The following is a 20,135-nucleotide window of genomic DNA, read 5'->3' on the forward strand; positions in this document are numbered from 1 at the left end:
GGGGTTAAATCGACGCCGCGACGCCGTCCAGCGGCTTCTTGGCGCCGCAGCTTGACCGGAAGGGCGCGAGCCCCCTAACGCTGGCTGTCCTTGTCGGAGATCCATCGTGTTCAAGCCGTCCCTGCTGCTGGCCGCCAGCCTGCTCGTTCTCGCCCCGGTCGCCCAGGCCCAGACGATGTCCCAGCCCGCCCCCCAAGTCGCGGCGGCCCCCGTCGCGCCCCTAGTGGTCGAGCAAGCCCGGGTCGAGGCGCACCAAGCCTTCCTGGCCGGCGACGCCCTGCGCGGTCGCGGCAGCGCCACTCCGGACGAAGCCGTCGCCGCCGCCTATGTCGCCGCCCGCTTCCAGGAGTACGGCCTGACCCCGGCGCCCGGCATGACCGGCTTCCTGCAGACCGCGGGCGTGGTCCAGCGCCCGCCCAGCCAGCCGGGCCGCCGCCCGCGCTATGACGTGGTCGCCCCGGAAGGCGCCGAACGCATCACCACCAACGCCATCGGCTGGCTGCAGGGCAGCGACCCGTCGGCCGGCGTGATCATGATCAGCGCCCACCTCGATCATCTCGGCGTCCGCGACGGCGTCATCATGCACGGCGCCAATGACGACGCCTCGGGCGTGACCGCCGTACTCGAGCTGGCCCGCACCCTGGCGGGCGGCGAGCAGCCGAAGCGCAGCATCCTGTTCGTAGCCTATGGCTCGGAGGAACTGGGCCTGCTCGGGTCGCTGTGGTTCGCCAGGAACCCGCCGGTGCCGATCTCCAGCATCGTGGCCAACCTCGAGATCGAGATGATCGGCGACCAGGACCCGAACATGCCGGCCGGCATCATGATGATGACCGGCTTCGAGCGCTCCAACTTCGGCCCGTCGCTGAAGGAGCGCGGCGCCCTGATCGCCCCGGACATCTATCCGGATGAGCATTTCTTCGAGCGGTCGGACAACTACCAGCTGGCCCTGCAGGGCGTGGTCGCGCACACCATCTCGGGCTGGGCCACCATCCCGAGCTATCACTCCGCTGACGACACGAACGAGAACATCGACTTCCCCTTCATGACCCAGGCGATCCAGTCGCTGGTCGAGCCGATCCGCTGGCTGGCCACGAGCGACTTCAAGCCCGACTGGGTCGAGGGCGGGAAGCCGGAGCCGCGCCAACCGCGCTAGGGCGCGAAGGTCACCCGCTGATCCAGATCGACGACGGATAAGGCCCCGTCGTCCGATCCCGCCGCATCACAGGCAAAGGCCGAGAAGCGGAGCGTGGCCTTGGCGGCCCGTCTCTGGAGGTCGAACTTGTTCTCCAGGACGACCCTCAGCTCACGCCGTTGCCCGGCCGGGACCACATAGCTGGGGTGCGCCACCAGCCCCTTCATGCTCTCTGCGGGATCGGGGCTGAGGAAGGGGTTGGGGTCATAGGGCTCTGACGTCGTCACGACTTCTTCGGCGCCATCATAGGTGAAGACGAGCGCGCCGTTGGCGGAGTCGCCGCCGTAGACTCCGGGGACGCAGAGCGCCCTGTCGTCTCGATTCTCGACCGAGATATCCAGGACTACGAAGCGGCAGCGCTCACCGCACTGTTCCGCCTGGACCGACGTCAGGCTCGCGACATAGCCGGGCGGAACCGGGTTGGGCTCGACCGCCTCGGCGGGGCGCTGGCAAGCGGCGAGCAGCATCAAGAGCATGCAGACCGAGTAGATTCTCAATCGCTCCATTTCGCCCCCTCGCGTCCAACCCCGACCCTAGGCGATCCCGAAGGCGTCCTCCACCCGGCCGATCCAGCGCACGATGGCCGGATAGTCCATGAGGTCAAAATCCGCCTCGTGGGCGACGCGGGTGTAGGCGACCAGGGCCAGGTCGGCGAGGGTTGGCCCGTCGCCGACCAGCCAGTCCGAGGCCTCAAGCGCCTGCTCCATGCGGGCCAGGGCGGCGCGGCCCTTGTCCATCAGCTTCGGCTCGATCTCGTCCGCCCGCTTGCCCGCCAGCAGCCGCTGGAACCGCACCACGGCGATCGCCGGCTCATGGCTGTACTGCTCCCAGAACAGCCACTCGTACATGCGCGCCCGCAGGTAGGGATCGGCGGGGATGAACTCTGTTCCCTCGGCCAGGAAGCCGATGATGGCGTTCGACTGCGAAAGCGTCCGCCCATCGTCAAGTACAACCGCCGGGACCTGCCCGGCCGGGTTGGTGGCGAGGAAAACTGTGGAGCGAGTGTCACCGGAAAGGACGTCGGTTTCGACCCAGCGATAATCACGGCCGAGTCTGTCGAGCATCCACTTGACCTTCAAACAGTTCCCGGAACGAATATCTCCGTAGACAGTAAGCATCACGCCTCAGCAAAGAGTTTCTGATCTGCGAATACAGCCTAGCGCGTTGCCTGTGATTGACCAAACATGATTCGGTTTAACCACCACAAGGCGCACTTATCCACCGCATGACCGGACAGGTGGTCGCACTCGGACAATCAGGACTGGTTTTCGCCACATTTTCCGACGACAAACCCGTCGCCGGACGCGTCAGGGGCCGGTGCTTTCATGAGTTTGCGTATGTTCGGCACAACCGCTGCCCTCGCCCTTCTCTGGGCGATCGCCTTCCCCGCTGCAGGGGATCCGGTGTCCTACGAAGCCGCGGTCGCTGCCGACCCGGTCGTCGCAGAATCAACGGCTCCTGCTATCGAAGGTTCCAGCAGCGACGGCGTCGAACTTACCGACCAGCAGGAAGCGCACATGCAGGGCGAAGCCCAGTGGAGCGCCCGCGCCAACCTCTACCATGCAGGCGGCGGCGGCGCGACGGGCAACGACTCGCTCGGCTGTCGTCCGATCGCCATGCGCACCGTGGCCACTGACCCCCGCGTCATCCCGCGCCGCACCCGTCTGTTCATCAAGGAAACGGTCGGCATGCGCATGGCCGACGGCTCGATCCACGACGGCTACTGGTACGCCTCGGACACCGGCGGCGCGATCAAGGGCCAGAAGATCGACCTGTTCACCGGCAACGGCCGCGGCTCGATGCAGCCCGCCATGCGCTTCAACCAGCAGCGCCTGACCATCGTCGACGCCGGCCGCTTCGACGGCTGCCCGCCGTCGTGGGACAGCACCCCGCCGCTGATGGCCCGCTCGTCCGACAACGTCGGCGCCTCGAACTAAACCCTCCGTTCGGACGACCTCGGTTTCCTAACGCCGATTTCATGTGACTCCCTGCTACACCTGTAACATGCTACAAATGTAGCAACGCAGGAGGAGTCCGGCATGATCGAGTCCCTGCCCCGCCGCGAGCGGGAGGTGTTCGAGGTCGTCTGCGGGCTGGAGAACGCCACCGCCAGCGCCGTCCGCGCCGGCCTGACCGACCCGCCCAGCGATTCCGCCGTCCGCACCCTGCTGGGCCGCCTCGTCGCCAAGGGCCTGATCGTCCACCGCACGGTGGACCAGGCCTATGTCTATTCGCCCGCCCCTGTCGCCGCCGCCGCCGCCGAGACCGCCCTGCAAAGGGTCGTCCGCACCTTCTTCGACGGCTCGCCGGCGAGCGCCGCCACCGCGCTGTTGGGCATGGGCGAGCCGCTAAAGACGGACGAGCTCGACGCCCTCCAGCGCCTGATCGATCAGGCCCGGGAGCGGGGGCAATGAGCGCCGCCGTTCTGATCGCCGTGGTCTGCAAGACTGGCCTCGTCGCCGCCCTGGCCCTCAGCGGCGCCGCCCTGCTGCGCGCCCGCCCTGCCCGCGAGCGCGTCGTCCTGCTGCGCCTCGGCCTGGTCCTCGTCGCCGCTCTGCCGCTGATCTCGCAGCAGATCCCGTCCCTTCGCATCGAGGCCCCCGCGGCGCTCAGCCGTCCCGCCGCCGCGCCCGCGGCCCAGCCTGCGCCGGTGCTTGCCCCGCCGGCGGTCGAGGCTCCGGCTGACGCCGCCGCCCTCGCCCCGTCACCCCCGCCTGCCTCTCAGGCGATCGCGCCCGCGCCTGGCCTTCTATCTCCGTGGGTTCTTCTGGCCGCCGTCTACGCCGCCGGAGCGGGCCTGCTCCTGCTGCGCCTGGCGATCGGCGTCGCGGTCCTGATCCGCCGCACCCGCGAGGCGAGCCCGGTCGAGGACGCCCGCTGGCTCGCCGCCCTGGAGCGCGCCGCGGGAAGCGGTCCGCGCCCGCAGCTCAAGGTCTCGTCGCGCCCGCTCGCCCCGCTCAGCTGGGGCCTGCGCCCCGGCGTCATCCTGATCGGGCCGGACGCCGTGGCCCAGCCGGAGCGCGCCGACGCCGTCCTGACCCACGAGCTGGCCCATATCCGCCACGGCGACTGGCCCTTCCTGATGCTCTCGCGCCTGCTCGTCGCCGTCTTCTGGCTCAATCCGTTGGTCTGGCTGCTGGAGCGCGAACTGACACGGCAGTCCGAGCACGCCGCCGACGCCTGGGCCGTGCGCCGCGTTCCCCGCCTGGACTATGCCGGAGCCCTCGTCGCCCTGGCCCGCAGCGGCCGGACCCAGGGGCTCCCAGGCGCAGTGCATAGCGCGGCCTTGGGCATGGCTGACAGCGAACTGGCCAAGCGGGTCAAGACCGTGCTCGACGCCCGCGCCTTCGGCGGCCGCCCCTGGCCCACCGCCGCAGCCGCGATCGCCTGCGTCGGCTTCGCCGGACCTTTAGCCGCGCTCGAGCTGGCCCCCGCCGCCGCAGGCGAACCGCCGCGGCCGCAGCCGCGGCCCGCCGCTGCCGCCGCCCCGTCCGCTGCACGTGACTTCGCGCCGGGGAATGTGCAGCCTTCTGCAGTCGCCGCGCCGGTCCCGATCGCGGCGCCGGCGCCCTCGGGTTCGATCGTCCCGGGCGTCGCCAACCTCGAGAACGCCGCCGCCGCCCTCGTCGCCTCCGCGGATCGGCTTCGCGCCCAGGCCATGAATCCGAACCTGCGCCCCGACGAACGCGCCCGGCTCCAGCACGAGGCCGCCGCGGTCGAGGCGCGCGCCTCGCACATGCGCATGCAGGCCGGCTCCATCGCCGCGCGCCATGCCGTCCAGGCCCAGTCTCAGGCCCAGGCAGAGGCCCAAGTCGCGATGCGGGGCCAGCTCGACGTCACTGTCGACGTGCGCCTGGATCCGATGGCCGGGGCCTTCATCGGCGCCGCCGACATGCGCAACGCTGCGGACCAGATGCGCGCCGACGCCGCGGGCATGGACGCCCACGCCGACAACCTTGCCAGGGGCGATCGGCTCGGCGAGGGCGGCGAAGCCCAGGTCGAGGCCCTGCACGGGCAAGCCGAGGGCCTGCGCGAACAGGCCGACGAACTCGACCGACAAGCCGACGCCGTTGGGCCGCCCTAGGGCGCCCCGCCCTCCGCCCACCTGATCGCCTCCCGCTGAGCCTACCCCCGCCGCCGTCCTGAACGGCGTCACGCCCCCGGCTTGCCTCGCGCTGGCCTCATCCCCCCAGAGACTGGAGACTCCGATGCGTTCCCTCGCCATCGTGTGCGGGCTGCTGCTCGCCGCCTGCCCGACCGCCTTCGTCCCCGCCGCCGCCCTGGCCGCCCCTCATCGCAACGATCCCGCGCCCCAGGCCCGCTTCCACTACGGCGATCTGGACCTGCGCGACGCTGACGACCAGCAGGTCCTCGTCGCCCGCGTCCAGCAGGCCGCCCAGGCCTACTGCCGCGAGCACGCCGCCGTGATCACGCCGTCGAACCGCCTCGGCGATCCGCGCTACTGTCCGTCGGTGATCCGGGCCCAGCTGATGTGGGCCATGCCGGGCGAGGTGCGCCGGGCCTATGACGACGGCTGGCGTCGCAGGCCGGTCGCCCGGAGCTAGAATTTCCGTTTGCCGGCCACCGTCTCGAAGAACATCCGCCAGTCGCCCATCAGGCTCCACAGCGGGTATTTGAAGGTGGCCGGCCGGTTCTTTTCGAAGAAGAAATGCCCGACCCAGGCGAACCCGTAGCCGACCACCGGCACGGCCAGCAGCCACCACGGGTTCAGCGTGGCGACGGCCACCGCCAGGATGACCACCACCAGGCCCGTACCGACCACATGAATCCGCCGGCACGTCCGGTTGGAGTGCTCGTGAATATAATACGGATAGAACTGGCCGAACGACTGGTAGCGTTCGTCGGGCGCGGGTTGGCTGCTCATGACCGAAGGGTGCGCCCGCGATCTCGACCCGGTCAAGCCGTTCACCCTGTTCGTCAGCGATCGGTCAAGCCTGTCGGCGCCAGACTGGTCGTCCCTCCGGGAGAGACCGCATGCAGGCCTTCGCCATCGCCGCCGCCGGCATCGCCGACGCCGCCAGCCGCTTCGCCGCCAGCGCGGAACGCACCGCCCGCGCGCCGCTGGACGATCTGGCTGGCGAGACCGTCGAGCGCATGGGCGCCGAGGTGGCGCTGAAGGCTAATGTCGCCGTCCTCAAGACCGCCGACGAGATGACCGGGACCTTGCTGGATATCCTGGCCTAGCCTTCAACAGCGGGCTCCGGTCCGAGCAGGCGGCGGATCATCGGCCAGATGTTGGCCAGGGCTGAGACGAACCCGACCAGGCTCGACACCCACTGGAAGGCCATCCAGACCCAGCCGAACAGGTCGCCGTCGCCGATCGCCTCGCTGATCGGGAACAGCACCTGGGCGATGCCGATCTGGAAGGCGGCGTAGGCCTCGGAATATTCGATCGAGCGATCGGCGAAGAAGGCGATCAACACCGCAGCCGAGACCGGCGCCCACAACAGCGGCAGCAGCAGCACCAGGGCCAGCAGCAGCACCAGCAGCTTGGTCCCCAGAGTCTCGCTGGACAGGAAGCTGGCGATCAGCCCGCCGCCGAGGGCCAGGGCGACCGCCGCCAGGCCGACCGGCAGCACAAGGTCCGCCGTGTTCATCAGATCGGCGAAGAACAGCCCCGCCAGGATCGCCGCGCCGCTGACCAGGAAGCCCGCGACCCACACGGCCGCATACTGCCCGAGGCGACGCTTCACATGGGCCAGGCTGATCATCACGACTCTCCCGGAATGGTTAAGGCGGAGGATGCCGCGTCACAGAACGAGAGTCTATGAGCCTCTCAGGCTCCGCCCTCGCGGTGCGCCCGCCCTGACTGGGGCCGGAGGCTGCCGAGGTCTCCGGGTTAGACCTGATGATGCGGTCAGGACGCGGAGCGTATCGTGGCCCATCGACCACGTCCGAGGAGGTGGACATGCGTATCCCAATGGCCCTCGCCGCGGCCGCCGCCCTGGCTGCTAGCCTGGCCCCGAGCCTGGCCGCCGCCCAGACCAAGACCGCTCAGTTCGCCGTTCGCGCCTCGGTCGTCGCCGACTGCCAGATCACCGCCCAGGACCTCAATTTCGGCACCTACAGCTCGGCCTCCCCGGCCACCGCCTCGACGCCGCTGAACCTGCGCTGCACCCCGGGGTCCGCCGCGACCGTCAGCCTCGACGGCGGCTCGTCGGGCAACCCGCAAGCGCGCCACATGACCGGGCCGGCCAACCTGAACTACCAGCTGTACCGCGACGCGGCCCTGCAGGATCCGATCAACACCTCCGGCGCCGCCTTCCAGCTGCAGAGCTCAGAAAATACCGGCCAGACCGTGGTCTTCACCGTGCACGGCCAGATCCCCTCCGGCCAGAATGTCCCCGCCGGCAACTTCGTCGACACCATCCGCGTGACCGTCCAGTACTGACCGGAGCCCCCGATGCCGAGACTGAGAGCCCTCGCCGGACTGGCCCTCGCGGCCTTCCTCGTCGCCACCGCTCCCGCTGCTCCCGCCATCGCAGGCTCGCTTGAGATCGGACCGATCCGACTGCAGATGATCGGGCCGGAGCGGACCGCCACCCTGACCATCCGCAACGTCGATTCCGCCCCGGTTACGGTCCAGATCCGCACCGTCGACTGGACCCAGCCCAATGGCGAGGACGTCTACACCCCTTCGGCGCTCATGCTGGTCAGCCCGCCCCTGGTCACCCTGGCGCCCGGCGAGTCCCAGGTGGTTCGGGTGGTCATCGAAAACCTGCCCGAGGCCCCCACCGAACGAGCCTTCCGCCTGATCCTCGACGAGCTGCCGCCCGAGCCGAACGCCAATGCGACGGGGGTCCAGACCGCGATCCGGGCCCTGGTGCCGGTCTTCGTCACCCCCTCGACCGCGGCCCGCCCCAACCTCAGCTGGAGCGCGATACGGTCCGGCGACCAGCTGGTGGTCACCGCCGCCAACCGGGGCGACTCCCGGGACCGGCTGATCAATCTCTCCGTCGCCGCCGACGGCCAGGCCCTCAACCCCTACGCCCTGGACGGCTATGTCCTGGCCGGGGGCAGCCGCTCCTGGACCCTACCGGCGGGCTCGGCCCAGGCCGGCGCGATCACGATCAGCGCGGAGGGCGAGTACGGGACGGTGGAAGCCAATGTCCCGGTCACGCCGTGACCGGCGCGGTCGTCCCCTCCTCCTCCCGGTCATGGCGGTCCTGAGCCTGGCGCCGCTTCTGGCCGCCGCCGCCCCACAGGACCCGGCCGCCACTCCACCCGCCACCCCGCCCGCCAGAATGAGCGAAACGACCCTGCTCCTCGACGTCCGCGTCAACGGCTGGTCGATCGGCCTGGTCGGCCGCTTCTACGAGGCCGGCGACGCCCTCTTCCTGCCCGCCGACCAGTTCGAGGGCCTCGGCTTCCGGGTCGACGAGGCGAGCGTAATCATCGTCAGCGGTGAGCGCCGGGTCTCGCTGGCCAGCGTCCCGGGCCTCGAATGGCGCATCGACCACCCCGGTCAGACGATCGACATCACCGTCCCGTTCGAGCGGCTCACGCCCAACCAGCTTCGGGTCGCGCCGCCCCGGCCGCGGATTGCGAGCCAGGCCGACTGGGGCGCCCTCTTCACCTATGACGCCTTCGGCGAGTGGTCGCGGCGACCTGACGAGGTCGACTTCTCGCGCTCCCTGTCGGTCAACCTGGACGCCCGCATCTTCTCCCCGTGGTTCACGGCCTCGACGAGCGGCTACTATTCCCGGGCCGAGGGCGAGCCGGACGAGTTCATCCGGCTGGAGTCGCGGGTCGACATCGACTCGACCGAGGGCGTCTGGCGGCTCCGGCTGGGCGACTCCTTCACCGGCGGGCCGGTGTGGCTGCGCCCGTTCCGCTTCGGCGGCGTTCAATGGATGCGGGACTTCAGCCTTCGGCCGGACATCGTCACCACCCCTGTCCCCAGCCTGGACGGGGGGATCGGCCTGCCCTCGACCATCGACCTCTTCGTCAACGGGGTTCGGCGCTACTCCAATGCGGTGGCCCCCGGCTCGGTCCGGGTCACCGACCTGCCCATTGTCAGCGGCGTGAACGCGGTCAGCCTGATCGTCACGGACCAGGCCGGACGCCGCACCCAGGTGTTCCTGCCGCTCTATTCGTCGCCGCTGGTGCTCGCCGACGGCATGTCCCTGTTCAATTTTGAAGCCGGGGTCGCCCGCCAGAACTACTCCTTGGCCAGCGCCGACTATGAGGGCGACTTCGCCTCGGGCGCCGTCAGCTACGGCGTCAGCGACCAGCTGACCGTCACCGGCCACGCCGGCGTGGCGAAGGACTTCGGATCCCTTGGCCTGGGGGCCACCTTTCCGATCGCCGACCTGCTGCTGTTCGACGGCGCCGTGCTGTACAGCGACGGGCCGGAGGGCGGCGGCTGGGGCTACTACATCGCCGCCGAGCGGATCTCGCAGCGCTTCAGCTTCTCGGCTCAGTACACGGAAAGCCACGGCTACCGGGACCTCGCGGACCTGTTCGGCTACCTCAGCTTCCAGCGCAAGGCGATCGCCTCGGTCGGCGTCAACCTGGGCCCGGCGGGCCAGGTCAATGTCGCCTACGCCTTGCAGCGCGACTTCGACGGCGAGCAGAGCAGCGTCATCTCGGGCTCATGGGGCGTCGACCTGTTCCGCAGCCATGCCCACCTGTCGGTGACGGGCTACGGCGACTTCGAGGACGACAGCTGGGGCGCGGCGGTGTCGATCTCCTTCCCGCTCGGCTCCCACGTCGACGCCTTCGCCCAGCGCGGCGTCGAGAGCGGCGGCGAGCGTTCCAGCTTCGCCCAGTTGCGTGGCGACGCCTACAACCAGCGCCTGTCCTGGGAGCTCAACGCCTCGGAGGACGCCGAGGTCGAACGGGTCGACGCCCGCGCCGACTGGGACGGCCGTTTCGCGGACATGCACCTGGCGGCCACCGACAGCAACGGCGCGATCGCCTACCAGGCCGGCCTGGCCCAGACCTTCGTGCTGATGGACGGCCAGTTCTATACGTCCGGCCGCGTCGATGACGCCTTCACGGTGGTCGAGGTGGAGAATTCGCCCGGCGTCCGGGTGAACCTGGAGAACAGGCTGGTCGGGCGCACCAACCGGCGTGGACGACTGTTCATTCCCGATCTGCAGTCCTACACGCCCAACGCCCTGTCGATCGATCCGCTGGACCTGCCGCCGGACGCCAGCATCGGCGACCCGGCGACCCTGGTCTCGCCGCGCGAGGGCGCCGGCTTGGTCACCCGCTTCCCGGTGACCCACGCCCGCTCGGCCGTCGTCACCCTGCGGATGCCGGACGGCAGCGCCCCGCCGGTCGGGGCCCAGGTGCGCATCGCCGGCGTCGACGAGCCCGCGATCAGCGGCTTCGGCGGCGAGATCTATGTGCGCGGGATCAGCGATGGCGAGAACCGCCTGGACCTGCGCTGGCGCGACGGTGGCTGCACCGCCCGCTTCACCGCCGCCGTCGTCGGCGGCAGCCTGCCCCGGCTGGGACCCTTCACATGCGAACCCTGATCGCCGCCCCGCTGTGCGTCGCCCTCGCCGTCGCGCCCCGGCTCGCCCTGGCGCAAACGACGCCCGAGGTCAGCTGCGCCATCCGCACCACCGGTCTGAATTTCGGCGTCTACAGCGCCCTCGAACCGGCGCCCGCCACCACCGTCGGTCGCATCGACGTCGTCTGCATCCCCCCGGCCGTGACAGCAACGATGAAGGTCAGCCTGTCCACGGGCCGATCGGGCCAGTTGCAGGACCGCACGATGACGTTTCGCGACGCGCCGCTGCACTACAACCTGTATGCCGACCCGGCCCATCAGCGGATCCTGGGCGACGGCTCCAGCGGCAGCGTCGCGCCGTTCCAGTCGACCCGTCTTATCGGTCGGTCAAGTTTCCGGGTTTACGGGATCATCTGGCCCCGACAGGCCGTTCCGGCGGGAGAGTATTCCGACGCCGTGCGCATCGAAGTCGAGTTCTGAGGACGCGTCATGATCCTGGTCCCCCTGGTCCTGCTGGCCACGGCCGCCCCGCCGTCGCCCCAGACCGCGTCCACCGCCTTCGCCGTCCGGGCGCACGTGGCCCAGACCTGCCATCTGTCCAATCTCGGCGCCCGCTGCTGGGGCGCGCAGGACCGCCCGGCCGAGCGCCGCATCGTCCGCAGCGGCCTGACCACCGTCTTTGAGTTCTAGGGGCGTCACCAAGCGTGAACTGACGAACGGCGCAGCTCGGCTATCGTCGTTCCATGCGCACCCTGATCGCCCTCGCCGTCCCGCTTCTGATCAGTCTCGCCGCCGCGAGTCCGGCCATCGCCCAGCAGGCCCCGGCGCTCGCGCCTGAGGGCTATCGACTGGTCTGGTCGGATGAGTTCGACAGACCCGGCCTGCCGGACCCGGCGAAGTGGAGCTACGACACCCAGGCCAATCGCAGCGGCTGGTACAACAACGAGCTCCAGTACTATTCCGCCGCCCGCCTGGAGAACGCCCGCGTCGAGGACGGCCGGTTGATCCTCACCGCGCGCCGCGAGCGGCTGGCCGACATGGCCGACTTCGGCGGACAGGACTACAGCTCCGCCCGCCTGATCGGCCGCGACGGCGGCCAGGGCTGGACCTACGGCCTGATCGAGGCGCGGCTGAAGCTGCCCTGCTCGCGCGGCAGCTGGCCGGCCTTCTGGATGCTGCCGGACAACGCCGCCGCCTGGCCGCTGGGCGGCGAGATCGACATCATGGAGCACGTCGGCCACGACCCCGGCGTGGTCCACGGCACGGTCCACACCGGCAAGTACAACCATGTGCAGGGCACCCAGAGCGGCGGTGAGGGGCGGACGCCGCGCGCCTGCGAGCAGTTCCACACCTATCAGGCGCTGTGGACGCCCGAGGCGGTGATCTTCGCCATCGACGACCGGCCGTATCATCGCTTCGACAACGACGGCACGGGCGAGATGGCGGCCTGGCCGTTCGATCACCCGTTCCACATCCTGCTCAACGTCGCCGTCGGCGGAGACTGGGGCGGCGCCCAGGGCGTCGACGACGCGGCCCTGCCGCAGTCGATGGAAGTGGACTGGGTGCGGGTCTGGCAGGCGGCCGACTAGCCGCAAAAGAAAAGGCCCGGCGTTTCCGCCGGGCCATTCCGTATCAGCTGTCCAGGCTCCGTGGCCCGAAGGCTTACGAGTCCAGGAAGGACCGCAGCTTCCGCGACCGCGACGGGTGCTTCAGCTTGCGCAGGGCCTTGGCCTCGATCTGGCGGATCCGTTCGCGGGTGACCGAGAACTGCTGGCCGACCTCTTCTAGGGTGTGGTCGGTGTTCATGCCGATGCCGAAGCGCATGCGCAGGACGCGCTCCTCGCGCGGCGTCAGGGACGCCAGCACGCGAGTGGTCGTCTCGCGCAGGTTCGACTGGATGGCGGCGTCGATCGGCAGGACGGCGTTCTTGTCCTCGATGAAGTCGCCCAGGTGGCTGTCTTCCTCGTCGCCGATCGGGGTCTCGAGCGAGATCGGCTCCTTGGCGATCTTCAGGACCTTGCGCACCTTCTCCAGCGGCATGGCCAGCTTTTCGGCCAGCTCTTCCGGGGTCGGCTCGCGGCCGATCTCGTGCAGCATCTGGCGGCTGGTGCGGACGATCTTGTTGATCGTCTCGATCATGTGCACCGGAATGCGGATGGTGCGCGCCTGGTCGGCGATCGAGCGGGTGATCGCCTGACGGATCCACCACGTCGCATAGGTCGAGAACTTGTAGCCGCGGCGGTACTCGAACTTGTCGACCGCCTTCATCAGGCCGATGTTGCCCTCCTGGATCAGGTCCAGGAACTGCAGGCCGCGGTTGGTGTATTTCTTGGCGATGGAGATCACGAGGCGCAGGTTGGCCTCGACCATTTCCTTCTTGGCCTGACGGGCCTCGCGCTCGCCCTTCTGGACGGTCTGGACGATGCGGCGATAGTCGTCGATCGGCAGGCCGGCCTCGGTGGCCACGGCGGCGACGTCGCCGCGGATCTGGGCGATCTGCGAAGCTTCGTTGTCGCTGAACTTGGTCCAGCGCACGCCCATTTCCTTGACGTTGGCCGCCCAGTTCGGATCCAGCTCCTTGCCGAAGTAGGACTTCAGGAACTCCGGACGCGAGATGCCATAGCTGTCGGCCAGGCGCAGCAGCCGGCCTTCCAGACCCATCAGACGCTTGTTGATGGCGTACAGCTGCTCAACCAGCGCCTCGATGCGGTTGTTGTTCAGCTTCATGGTCTTCAGACGGCCCGAGATGGTCGTCGTCAGGGTGTCGTAGGCCTTCTGGTCCTTGGCGGTCAGGATCTCGCCCTTGAGGCGGGCCTCGACCAGCTTGTCCTGCAGCTTGCGGAAGGCGCCGAAGTCGGCCGCGATCGCGTCCAGCACTTCCATGACGCCGTCGCGCAGTTCGGCTTCCAGAGCCGAGATCGACATGCCGCCGCCGTCGTCGAAATCCTCGTCGTCGTCCTCTTCGCCCTCGCCCTTCGGCTCGGCGCCCTCGGCGGGCTCGGCCGGCTCAGCGCCCGCGGGCGGCTGGTTGTGCGGCAGGGACGACGGGTTCAGCACGCCGTAGGTGGCGTCAAGGTCGATGACCTCGCGCAGCAGGATGCGGTTGTTGGCCAGCTCGTCGCGCCACACCATGATGGCCTCGAAAGTCAGCGCGCTTTCGCACAGACCCGAGATCATGGCGTCGCGGCCGGCCTCGATGCGCTTGGCGATGGCGATTTCGCCCTCGCGGCTCAGCAGCTCGACCGAGCCCATCTCGCGCAGATACATGCGCACCGGGTCATCGGTGCGGTCATAAGCGGCCTTGGCCGGGGTCTCGGCGACAGACGTGTCGGCGCGCTCGGCGACTTCGCCGCCTTCGCCTTCCTTCTGCTCGGCGTCTTCCTCAGCCTCGACGACGTTGACGCCCATCTCGGACAGCATCGCCAGGGTGTCCTCGATCGCGTCGGGGGTCACCTCTTCCGACGGCAGGACCTTGTTCAGTTCCTCCATCGTGACGTAGCCGCGGGCTTTCGCCTGCTTGATGAACTTCTTTACGCCGGCGTCGGTAAGGTCGAGCAGCGGGCCGTCGCTCTGGACTTCGGCTTCCTGCGTCTCGGTCTGGGCGCTCATTCAGTCTCTTCTCCACGGGGCGGCTGATCAGGCCGTCCGCCGTTACAACGTTTGGCGGGGACGTTTGTTTACGAGCCCGCGCTATCTTCCCAAATCTCTCCGGTTTTGATCGCACGACGCAGCAGGTCTCGCTCGGCTTTGAGCCGGCGAAACGCCTCGTCCTGCCCCGGCACGCCACGTGCCGAAGTCAGGGCGTCCTCCAGCGCCGCCACGCGAGTGAGCGCGTCGAACGCCTGCGACCATCGGATCCGCGCCTCGCCGAGGGGCTTGTCTGCGGCCAGGAAGGGCGCGCCGGACTTTGCCGCCGCCTTCTCGACCTCGTGCATCAAGACGCCATGACCCGATTGCGCCAGATGGCGACGGAGCGCAGCAGAGTCAAGGTCCTGCGCCGAGAAGCGGAGCCGAACCATCTCCTGCGCCAGCCCGTCCAGCGACGCATCGCCAAAGCCATGGGCTGCGATCGCCTCCAGATGGTCATCCATCCGCTCGGGATCGTCGATCGCGCCGTGGGCCAGCGCAGCCGCCACCGGCTCGATCGAACGGGCCAGCGACTGCATCGCCTGCGCCCCTTCGGCGGTCTGTCCCAGCACCGGCGGTGGGCCGAATCGACGGCCGCCCGAATAACCGCCCTGCTGTGACCCGGACTGGGGCGCCCGGCGCTGCGGGAACAGGGCGTCGAAGCGTTCAAACAGCTCGCGCCGGTACTGCTCGGCCAGATCCTTGTCCTGGATCGCCGCCGCCGCCTGACGCAGTCGTCCCTTGAAGCCGGCCTTGCGCTCGGGGGTGTCGAGCGGCTCGACCTCGCCCTCCTTCTGGAACAGCACCTCGGCGAAGGGCCGGGTCGCGGCCATGGCCTGGCGCAGCGCCGGGGCGCCCTTGTCCCTGAGAATGTCGTCGGGGTCCTGGCCGCCCTCCAGCAGGGCGAAGCGGAACGAGCGCCCGGCCTTCAGCTGCGGCAGGGCCCGGTCGATGGCGCGGAAGGCCGCCCGCCGCCCCGCTGCGTCGCCGTCGAAGCAAAGCACCGGCTCGGACGACACCCGCCACAGCCGCTCCATCTGCTCTTCAGTCAGGGCGGTGCCCATCGGCGCCACGGCCGGGATGCCCGCCCGCTGGCAGGCGATCACATCCATGTAGCCCTCGACCACGACGATGCCCTGCTCACCCTTCGATTCCGCCCCGAGGATGCGGCGGGCCTCGGGCAGGCCGTACAGGGTCGCCCCCTTGTGGAAGAGCGGGCTCTCCGGGCCGTTCAGGTATTTGGCGCGGTCGTCCGGGTTCATGGCCCGGCCCCCGAAGCTGACGATGCGGCCGCGGGCGTCGAGGATCGGGAACATCAGCCGGTCGCGGAATCGGTCATAGGGCTGTCCGCCGCTCTCGGGCGAGATCAGCAGGCCGGCCTCGACCAGTTCGCCCGGTTTGGCCCCACGCTGAATCAACGCCGCCTTCAGCCCCTCGCGGTCGTTCGGCGCATAGCCCAGGCCGAAGCGCTCCCATTGGTCCTCGGGCAGGCCACGCTTCTCCAGATATTCCCGGGCCGCCTTGCCCGGCGAGCGGCGCAGATTGGCGGCGAACCATTTCTGGGCGAGGTCCATCCAGTCCGACAGGCCCTGCTTCTTGGCCTCGCGCTCGGCGGCGTGCGGGTCCTCGGCCGGCAGGGCCATGCCCGCCTCCCCGGCCAGCCGCTGCACCGCCTCGACGAAGCTCAGGCGCTCGGTCTCCTGCAGGAAGGAGATGACGTCGCCGTGCTTGCCGGACGAGAAGTCGTGGAAGAAACCCTTGTCATCGTTGACGAAGAAGGACGGCGACTTCTCCTTCGAGAAGGGCGACAGGCCGACATATTCGCGGCCCTGGCGCTTGAGCTTCACCGTCCGCCCGATGATGTCGGACGGGCGAAGGCGGGCCTTCAGTTCTTCCAGGAAGCGATCGTCGAAGCGCACGGCGGTCTTATAGCGCGGCTTTCGGCGAAGCGGGGCATTTACCTTTGGTTAACCACCTTGGCCGGAACGCGGCGAGGCTTGCCCGAATATACGCAAAGTTTTGTACGACACCGGATCTGTCCACAACCCCTGTGGACAATCCTCCGTTGAGCAGAAGCTTGCGGGTTCCCGCGAAGCTGGTTGAAGACCTCGCTTCACGATCAGAGTGCCGAGTTCCCCATGTCCGTCGACTTCGACGTGCCGGATGCGCCCGTCTCCCCCCGGGCGCTTCACGCCCGCCTTCTCCAGAACGCCGCCCAGCGCCGCATGCGCGGCCAGGAGCGCCGTCGCAGCAACCGCCGCGACGACGCCGACTACTGGCTGGCCGCCGCCCCGATGGCGATCCGCAAGGCCTCGGCCCTGCGCGGCGCGAGCAGCTTCACCGCCCTGCCGTAGGGCGCCGCTTCACCCGCCCGCCCGGGCGTGGTTCAGTGCCGATCCCAAGCAGCCGGAGATCGCCATGAAGTCCCTGCTCGCCGCCGCCCTCGCCGCAGCCCTGCTGGCGAGCCCGGCTCTCGCCCAGGACGCCTGGACCGCCCACAAGCCCGAGGTCGCCGCCGTCGACGCCGGGGTCCGCGCGCCGCTGGAGGCCTATCTGCGCGGGCACGCAACGGGTTCGCAGGACGCGTTCCGCGAGGCCTTCCATCCGCAGGCGCGCGTCTGGGGCATGCGCAACGGCGCGCTCGTGCAGATGACCGCCGAGGAATATATCGGCCGCGCCCCCGGAACGCCCGCCCCTGACGAGGCGCAGCGCCGCCGCTGGATCGACTCGATCGAAGTCGTCGGCGACACGGCCGTGGCCAAGATCACCCTCGACTATCCGGGGGTCCGCTTCACGGACTACATGACGCTTGCGCGGATCGATGGCCGTTGGCTCATCGTCCACAAGCAGTTCCAGGCCGAACCCAAGCCTGTTGCGACCTAGCGTAGCCTTTTCACCGTCCAGCGCCTGTGGTTGTCTGCCCCCGCATCTTTGGGGGAAGCACCATGTACCGTCTCGTCGTCGCCGCGGCCGCCGCCGCGCTCTTCGCCACGCCCGCCGCGGCCCAGGACATCGCCGGCCCGATCGCCGCCAGCCTTGACCAGTTCGGCCAGGGCGTGGCCGAGTCCATGGCCGGCGGCCAGGGCCTGTTCGTCACCGCCCAGGGCAAGGCGCGGATGCCCGACGCGGCCGGCGGCATGATGACCGTCACCGTCGAGGGCAAGGGCAAGACCGCGGTGGAGGCCGTGGCTGACCGCAACGCCCAACTGGAGCGCATCCGCTCGGTGGCGAACAATTTCTCGGTCGCCATCGAGGTCGGCGAGACCAAATACGCCATCGCCGAACAGCCCTCGTGGATGGACGACGCCGAAACGGCCTGGACCACCGACTCCGCCGCCGCCGCAGAAGCCGCGGCCGATGCGATCGAAGAAGCAGCCGTCGCCGTCGAACTGGTCCCCGCCATGGGTGCGCCGGCCGAGACGACCCGCACCGTCACCGCCTCGGTGCAGGTCAAGCTGAGCCGCCCGAACGAGACCCGCCTGCCCGCCTTCGTCGACGCCCTGGCCGACGCGGGCGTCGCCAATCTGAGCGACAGCCTGAACGGCCTCGACTTCGGTCCGATGGGCCCGTTCATCTCCCTGCTCGGCCTCGACGCCGGCCGCGATCCCGGCGAGGCGGTCTGGAACGCCGCCACCGCCGACGCCGTGTCCCGCGCCCGCGCCCAGGCCATGGCCATCGCCGACGCCTCGGGCCGCCAGCTCGGGCCCGTGCGCCACGTCAGCGTCCTGCTGCGCTCGCATGACGGCGAGCACGCCCTGGTCAGCGTCGCGGTCCGCTTTGGCTTCGCCGACTGAGCCAGCGACGGATCGTCTCGCTCCTCCGCCTGCCTTTCTCTGGTCGCGTCCGCGTGCGAAGGCCCGCGCCATGCATCGCACCCAAAGGTTCAGATGACCCGTAAGGCCATCCTCGTCACCGGCGGCGCCGGCTACATCGGCAGTCACGCCTGCAAGGCGCTGTCGCAGGCCGGTTACCTGCCCGTGACGCTCGACGACCTGTCGACCGGCAACGAAGGCGTCGTGCACTGGGGGCCGCTGGTCCGCGGCGACATCCATGAGGTCGAGCGCGTTCGCGCCACCCTGGTCGAGCACGACGTCGCGGCGGTGATGCATTTCGCCGCCTCGTCCATCGTGGGCGAGTCCGCGACCAATCCGCTGCAGTATTTCCACAACAATGTCGGCGGCACCCTGGCCCTGCTGGAAGGCATGCGTCAGGCCGGCTGTGACGACCTGGTCTTCTCCAGCACCTGCGCCGTGTACGGCGACGCCCCCGGGGGGCGGCCGATGGCCGAGGACACGCCGCGCAACCCGGTCAACACCTACGGCCGCGCCAAGCTGATGTGCGAAGAGGTGATCGCCGAGGTCGCCTCGAAGCAGTCGCTGAACCCGATCATGCTGCGGTACTTCAACGCCTGCGGCGCCGACCCCGACGGTGAGATCGGCGAGTTCAGACAGACCGAGACCCACCTGATCCCTCGCGCCATGATGGCCATCCAGGGCCACATCGACGACTTCCAGGTCTTCGGCGAGGATTTCGACACGCCCGACGGCACGGCGATCCGAGACTACATCCATGTCGCCGACCTGGCCCGGGCGCACGTCCAGGCGCTCGAGCGCCTGCTCGGCGGAGCGCCCGGACCTCAGGCCTTCAACCTCGGCACGGGCGAAGGCTATTCGGTGCGCGAGGTCTTGCAGGCCATTTCCGAGGTGTCAGGCCACAGCCTGCCCGCGCCCGCCGGCGCGCGGCGTCCCGGAGATCCGGCGCGGCTGGTCGCGGATCCGCGGAGCGCCCGCGAGGTCCTGGGCTTCACGCCCGAACTCTCTGACCTTCGTAGCATCGTTTCGAGCGCCTGGAACTGGCACCGCCACGCCCATCCGCGGGGCGCCCCGGCGACCTGTGTCAGCGCAGTTCCGGCAACCGACGTCCCGTCGACGCCGAGAGTTTCGCCAGCAGCCGATCCAGTCCTTGAGGTCCTGTCCTGACGCGATCCGGCGTCGCGCTGGCCCAGCGCTCGCGAACGGCCTGAACCAGGTTCTCATGCCGGTCGTACTGGTGCACCACCGGGCTGAAGCCGCCGTCCGGATTGACGATCAAACCATCCACCGCCCGCACGCCCTCAAGGCTGAGCCCCACCGTGGCGACACGCTTGTAGTTGTCCTGGATGTCGGCCGGGATCAGGTCGTAACCGATCGCCGCGGCCAGCGAAGCCTGGTCGATGCCGAAGCCGCCGCCGATCGCGGACTTCGGGATGGCGCCCAGCATCAGGATCAGCCGGCAGACCCGCGCGACCTCGTCAGCCGGTCCAAAGATGGTCCCGGCGCAGATGCAGCGATTGTCCTTCAGCTTGTCGGCCAGGTCGGCGCCGACGCCCGCCCGCAGGTGCTTCATCTGGAAGCCGTGGTCGGCGAGCACATGCCGCTCGTACTCGACAAACACTTCGAGACCCCTGGCCCGCGGCTCGAACGGCGTGGCCTGGAAGATCACGTCCCGGACGTCGGTCAGCAGGACGTCGCGGACAGCCGGCCGATCCTCCAGCACCCGCGCATAGTCGGCGAAGCGCGCCACCACCGGCTGCGGCGTCCACGCGTCGGACGGGGCCGGGCGCAGCGCCTCGATGTCATGTTCGGCCAGGAAGGCGGCGACCGCCGGGTCGTCGCCGACGAACAGCGCCGCCGGGCCTGAATAGACCGCGCGCAGCGAGCGCACGAAAGCCTCGATCAGGTCGACGCCGTAGCCGGTCGCATAGCCCAGCACGAGGTCCTGCGCTGCGGCGTCAACCTTGGACGAAGCCGCGACGGGCCGCATGACCCGCCCCAGCCAGTTCAGGTACGTCGA

The 20,135-nt window shown here is 69.5% G+C and carries 23 protein-coding genes; 16 read left to right on the plus strand and 7 right to left on the minus strand.

Translation table 11 applies throughout. From position 1 onward, the window contains the following. Positions 1 to 106: 106 nt before the first annotated feature. Positions 107 to 1,153 carry a M28 family metallopeptidase gene (locus tag ASC65_RS08505; RefSeq protein WP_235561447.1) on the plus strand — a complete coding sequence of 349 codons (1,047 nt, stop codon included), beginning with the start codon at positions 107 to 109 and terminating at the stop codon, positions 1,151 to 1,153. Here ASC65_RS08505 and ASC65_RS08510 read toward each other — a convergent pair. Then, the gene (locus ASC65_RS08510) at positions 1,150 to 1,662 is read right to left on the minus strand and encodes a hypothetical protein (RefSeq protein ID WP_156459599.1); all 513 of its coding nucleotides are present in this window, start codon (positions 1,660 to 1,662) and stop codon (positions 1,150 to 1,152) included. The two genes, ASC65_RS08505 and ASC65_RS08510, sit on opposite strands and share 4 nt — an antisense overlap. Positions 1,663 to 1,725: 63 nt before the next feature. Beyond that, positions 1,726 to 2,310, minus strand: coding sequence for a glutathione S-transferase family protein (locus ASC65_RS08515; protein WP_056451636.1), 585 nt, complete (start codon positions 2,308 to 2,310; stop codon positions 1,726 to 1,728). 219 nt (positions 2,311 to 2,529) lie between these two features. Here ASC65_RS08515 and ASC65_RS08520 point away from each other — a divergent pair, with 219 nt between their 5' ends. From ASC65_RS08520 to ASC65_RS08535, 4 genes are all read left to right on the plus strand, one after another. Beyond that, positions 2,530 to 3,129 (plus strand): 3D domain-containing protein, encoded by a 600-nt coding sequence (locus tag ASC65_RS08520; RefSeq protein WP_056451638.1) that lies wholly within the window; start codon positions 2,530 to 2,532, stop codon positions 3,127 to 3,129. A gap of 102 nt (positions 3,130 to 3,231) precedes the next feature. After that, a complete protein-coding gene (locus ASC65_RS08525; protein ID WP_056451640.1) occupies positions 3,232 to 3,606 on the plus strand; it encodes a BlaI/MecI/CopY family transcriptional regulator in 375 nt (124 codons plus the stop codon). After that, positions 3,603 to 5,276 carry a M56 family metallopeptidase gene (locus ASC65_RS08530; protein WP_056451642.1) on the plus strand — a complete coding sequence of 558 codons (1,674 nt, stop codon included), beginning with the start codon at positions 3,603 to 3,605 and terminating at the stop codon, positions 5,274 to 5,276. The genes ASC65_RS08525 and ASC65_RS08530 overlap by 4 nt, the downstream gene beginning before the upstream one ends. 124 nt (positions 5,277 to 5,400) lie before the next feature. Further along, positions 5,401 to 5,757, plus strand: a complete 357-nt coding sequence (locus tag ASC65_RS08535; protein ID WP_056451644.1) for a UrcA family protein — start codon at positions 5,401 to 5,403, stop codon at positions 5,755 to 5,757. On the opposite strand, the gene ASC65_RS08540 is transcribed toward ASC65_RS08535, so the two are convergent. After that, positions 5,754 to 6,077 carry an Mpo1-like protein gene (locus tag ASC65_RS08540; protein WP_056451645.1) on the minus strand — a complete coding sequence of 108 codons (324 nt, stop codon included), beginning with the start codon at positions 6,075 to 6,077 and terminating at the stop codon, positions 5,754 to 5,756. The two genes, ASC65_RS08535 and ASC65_RS08540, sit on opposite strands and share 4 nt — an antisense overlap. A 110-nt stretch (positions 6,078 to 6,187) precedes the next feature. Between ASC65_RS08540 and ASC65_RS08545 the strand changes: the two genes are divergently transcribed. Then, positions 6,188 to 6,397 carry a hypothetical protein gene (locus ASC65_RS08545; protein WP_056451648.1) on the plus strand — a complete coding sequence of 70 codons (210 nt, stop codon included), beginning with the start codon at positions 6,188 to 6,190 and terminating at the stop codon, positions 6,395 to 6,397. Here the strand turns inward: ASC65_RS08545 and ASC65_RS08550 are convergent. Further along, the gene (locus ASC65_RS08550; RefSeq protein WP_056451650.1) at positions 6,394 to 6,924 is read right to left on the minus strand and encodes a hypothetical protein; all 531 of its coding nucleotides are present in this window, start codon (positions 6,922 to 6,924) and stop codon (positions 6,394 to 6,396) included. The genes ASC65_RS08545 and ASC65_RS08550 overlap by 4 nt on opposite strands. A 197-nt stretch (positions 6,925 to 7,121) precedes the next feature. Here ASC65_RS08550 and ASC65_RS08555 point away from each other — a divergent pair, with 197 nt between their 5' ends. Genes ASC65_RS08555 through ASC65_RS08580 form a run of 6 tightly spaced genes read left to right on the plus strand, consistent with a single transcriptional unit; the run spans position 7,122 to position 12,265 of the window. Beyond that, a complete protein-coding gene (locus ASC65_RS08555) occupies positions 7,122 to 7,604 on the plus strand; it encodes a Csu type fimbrial protein (protein WP_162245664.1) in 483 nt (160 codons plus the stop codon). Positions 7,605 to 7,616: 12 nt separating this feature from the next. Further along, a complete protein-coding gene (locus ASC65_RS08560) occupies positions 7,617 to 8,339 on the plus strand; it encodes a fimbrial biogenesis chaperone (RefSeq protein ID WP_056451654.1) in 723 nt (240 codons plus the stop codon). 31 nt (positions 8,340 to 8,370) lie between these two features. Next, positions 8,371 to 10,698 carry a fimbria/pilus outer membrane usher protein gene (locus ASC65_RS08565; protein ID WP_056451656.1) on the plus strand — a complete coding sequence of 776 codons (2,328 nt, stop codon included), beginning with the start codon at positions 8,371 to 8,373 and terminating at the stop codon, positions 10,696 to 10,698. Then, on the plus strand, positions 10,686 to 11,156 hold the full coding sequence (locus ASC65_RS08570) for a spore coat protein U domain-containing protein (RefSeq protein WP_056451658.1): 471 nt from the start codon (positions 10,686 to 10,688) through the stop codon (positions 11,154 to 11,156). The genes ASC65_RS08565 and ASC65_RS08570 overlap by 13 nt, the downstream gene beginning before the upstream one ends. A gap of 9 nt (positions 11,157 to 11,165) precedes the next feature. Further along, entirely contained in the window at positions 11,166 to 11,366 is a 201-nt protein-coding gene (locus ASC65_RS08575; RefSeq protein ID WP_056451660.1) for a hypothetical protein, read from the plus strand. 53 nt (positions 11,367 to 11,419) lie between these two features. Further along, positions 11,420 to 12,265: a glycoside hydrolase family 16 protein gene (locus ASC65_RS08580; protein WP_056451663.1), complete on the plus strand. Its 846-nt coding sequence runs from the start codon at positions 11,420 to 11,422 to the stop codon at positions 12,263 to 12,265. Positions 12,266 to 12,338: 73 nt separating this feature from the next. On the opposite strand, the gene rpoD is transcribed toward ASC65_RS08580, so the two are convergent. Next, a complete protein-coding gene (gene rpoD / locus ASC65_RS08585) occupies positions 12,339 to 14,285 on the minus strand; it encodes an RNA polymerase sigma factor RpoD (RefSeq protein WP_056451665.1) in 1,947 nt (648 codons plus the stop codon). 68 nt (positions 14,286 to 14,353) lie between these two features. Continuing rightward, entirely contained in the window at positions 14,354 to 16,222 is a 1,869-nt protein-coding gene (gene dnaG, locus ASC65_RS08590) for a DNA primase (RefSeq protein ID WP_056451667.1), read from the minus strand. Between the two features lie 219 nt (positions 16,223 to 16,441). Between dnaG and ASC65_RS08595 the strand changes: the two genes are divergently transcribed. From ASC65_RS08595 to galE, 4 genes are all read left to right on the plus strand, one after another. Continuing rightward, positions 16,442 to 16,657 carry a hypothetical protein gene (locus ASC65_RS08595; RefSeq protein ID WP_056451669.1) on the plus strand — a complete coding sequence of 72 codons (216 nt, stop codon included), beginning with the start codon at positions 16,442 to 16,444 and terminating at the stop codon, positions 16,655 to 16,657. 64 nt (positions 16,658 to 16,721) lie between these two features. Then, positions 16,722 to 17,186, plus strand: a complete 465-nt coding sequence (locus ASC65_RS08600; protein WP_082525946.1) for a nuclear transport factor 2 family protein — start codon at positions 16,722 to 16,724, stop codon at positions 17,184 to 17,186. Positions 17,187 to 17,248: 62 nt separating this feature from the next. Then, positions 17,249 to 18,097, plus strand: a complete 849-nt coding sequence (locus ASC65_RS08605; protein ID WP_056451671.1) for an SIMPL domain-containing protein — start codon at positions 17,249 to 17,251, stop codon at positions 18,095 to 18,097. Between the two features lie 93 nt (positions 18,098 to 18,190). Next, complete coding sequence (gene galE / locus ASC65_RS08610) at positions 18,191 to 19,282, plus strand: UDP-glucose 4-epimerase GalE (RefSeq protein ID WP_082525947.1); 1,092 nt, start codon at positions 18,191 to 18,193, stop codon at positions 19,280 to 19,282. Here the strand turns inward: galE and ASC65_RS08615 are convergent. Beyond that, positions 19,200 to 20,105 carry a hypothetical protein gene (locus tag ASC65_RS08615; protein WP_056451672.1) on the minus strand — a complete coding sequence of 302 codons (906 nt, stop codon included), beginning with the start codon at positions 20,103 to 20,105 and terminating at the stop codon, positions 19,200 to 19,202. The two genes, galE and ASC65_RS08615, sit on opposite strands and share 83 nt — an antisense overlap. Between the last annotated feature and the right edge of the window lie 30 nt (positions 20,106 to 20,135).

Source organism: Brevundimonas sp. Root1279, from assembly GCF_001425945.1.
In the GTDB taxonomy this organism is placed as follows: Bacteria; Pseudomonadota; Alphaproteobacteria; order Caulobacterales; family Caulobacteraceae; genus Brevundimonas.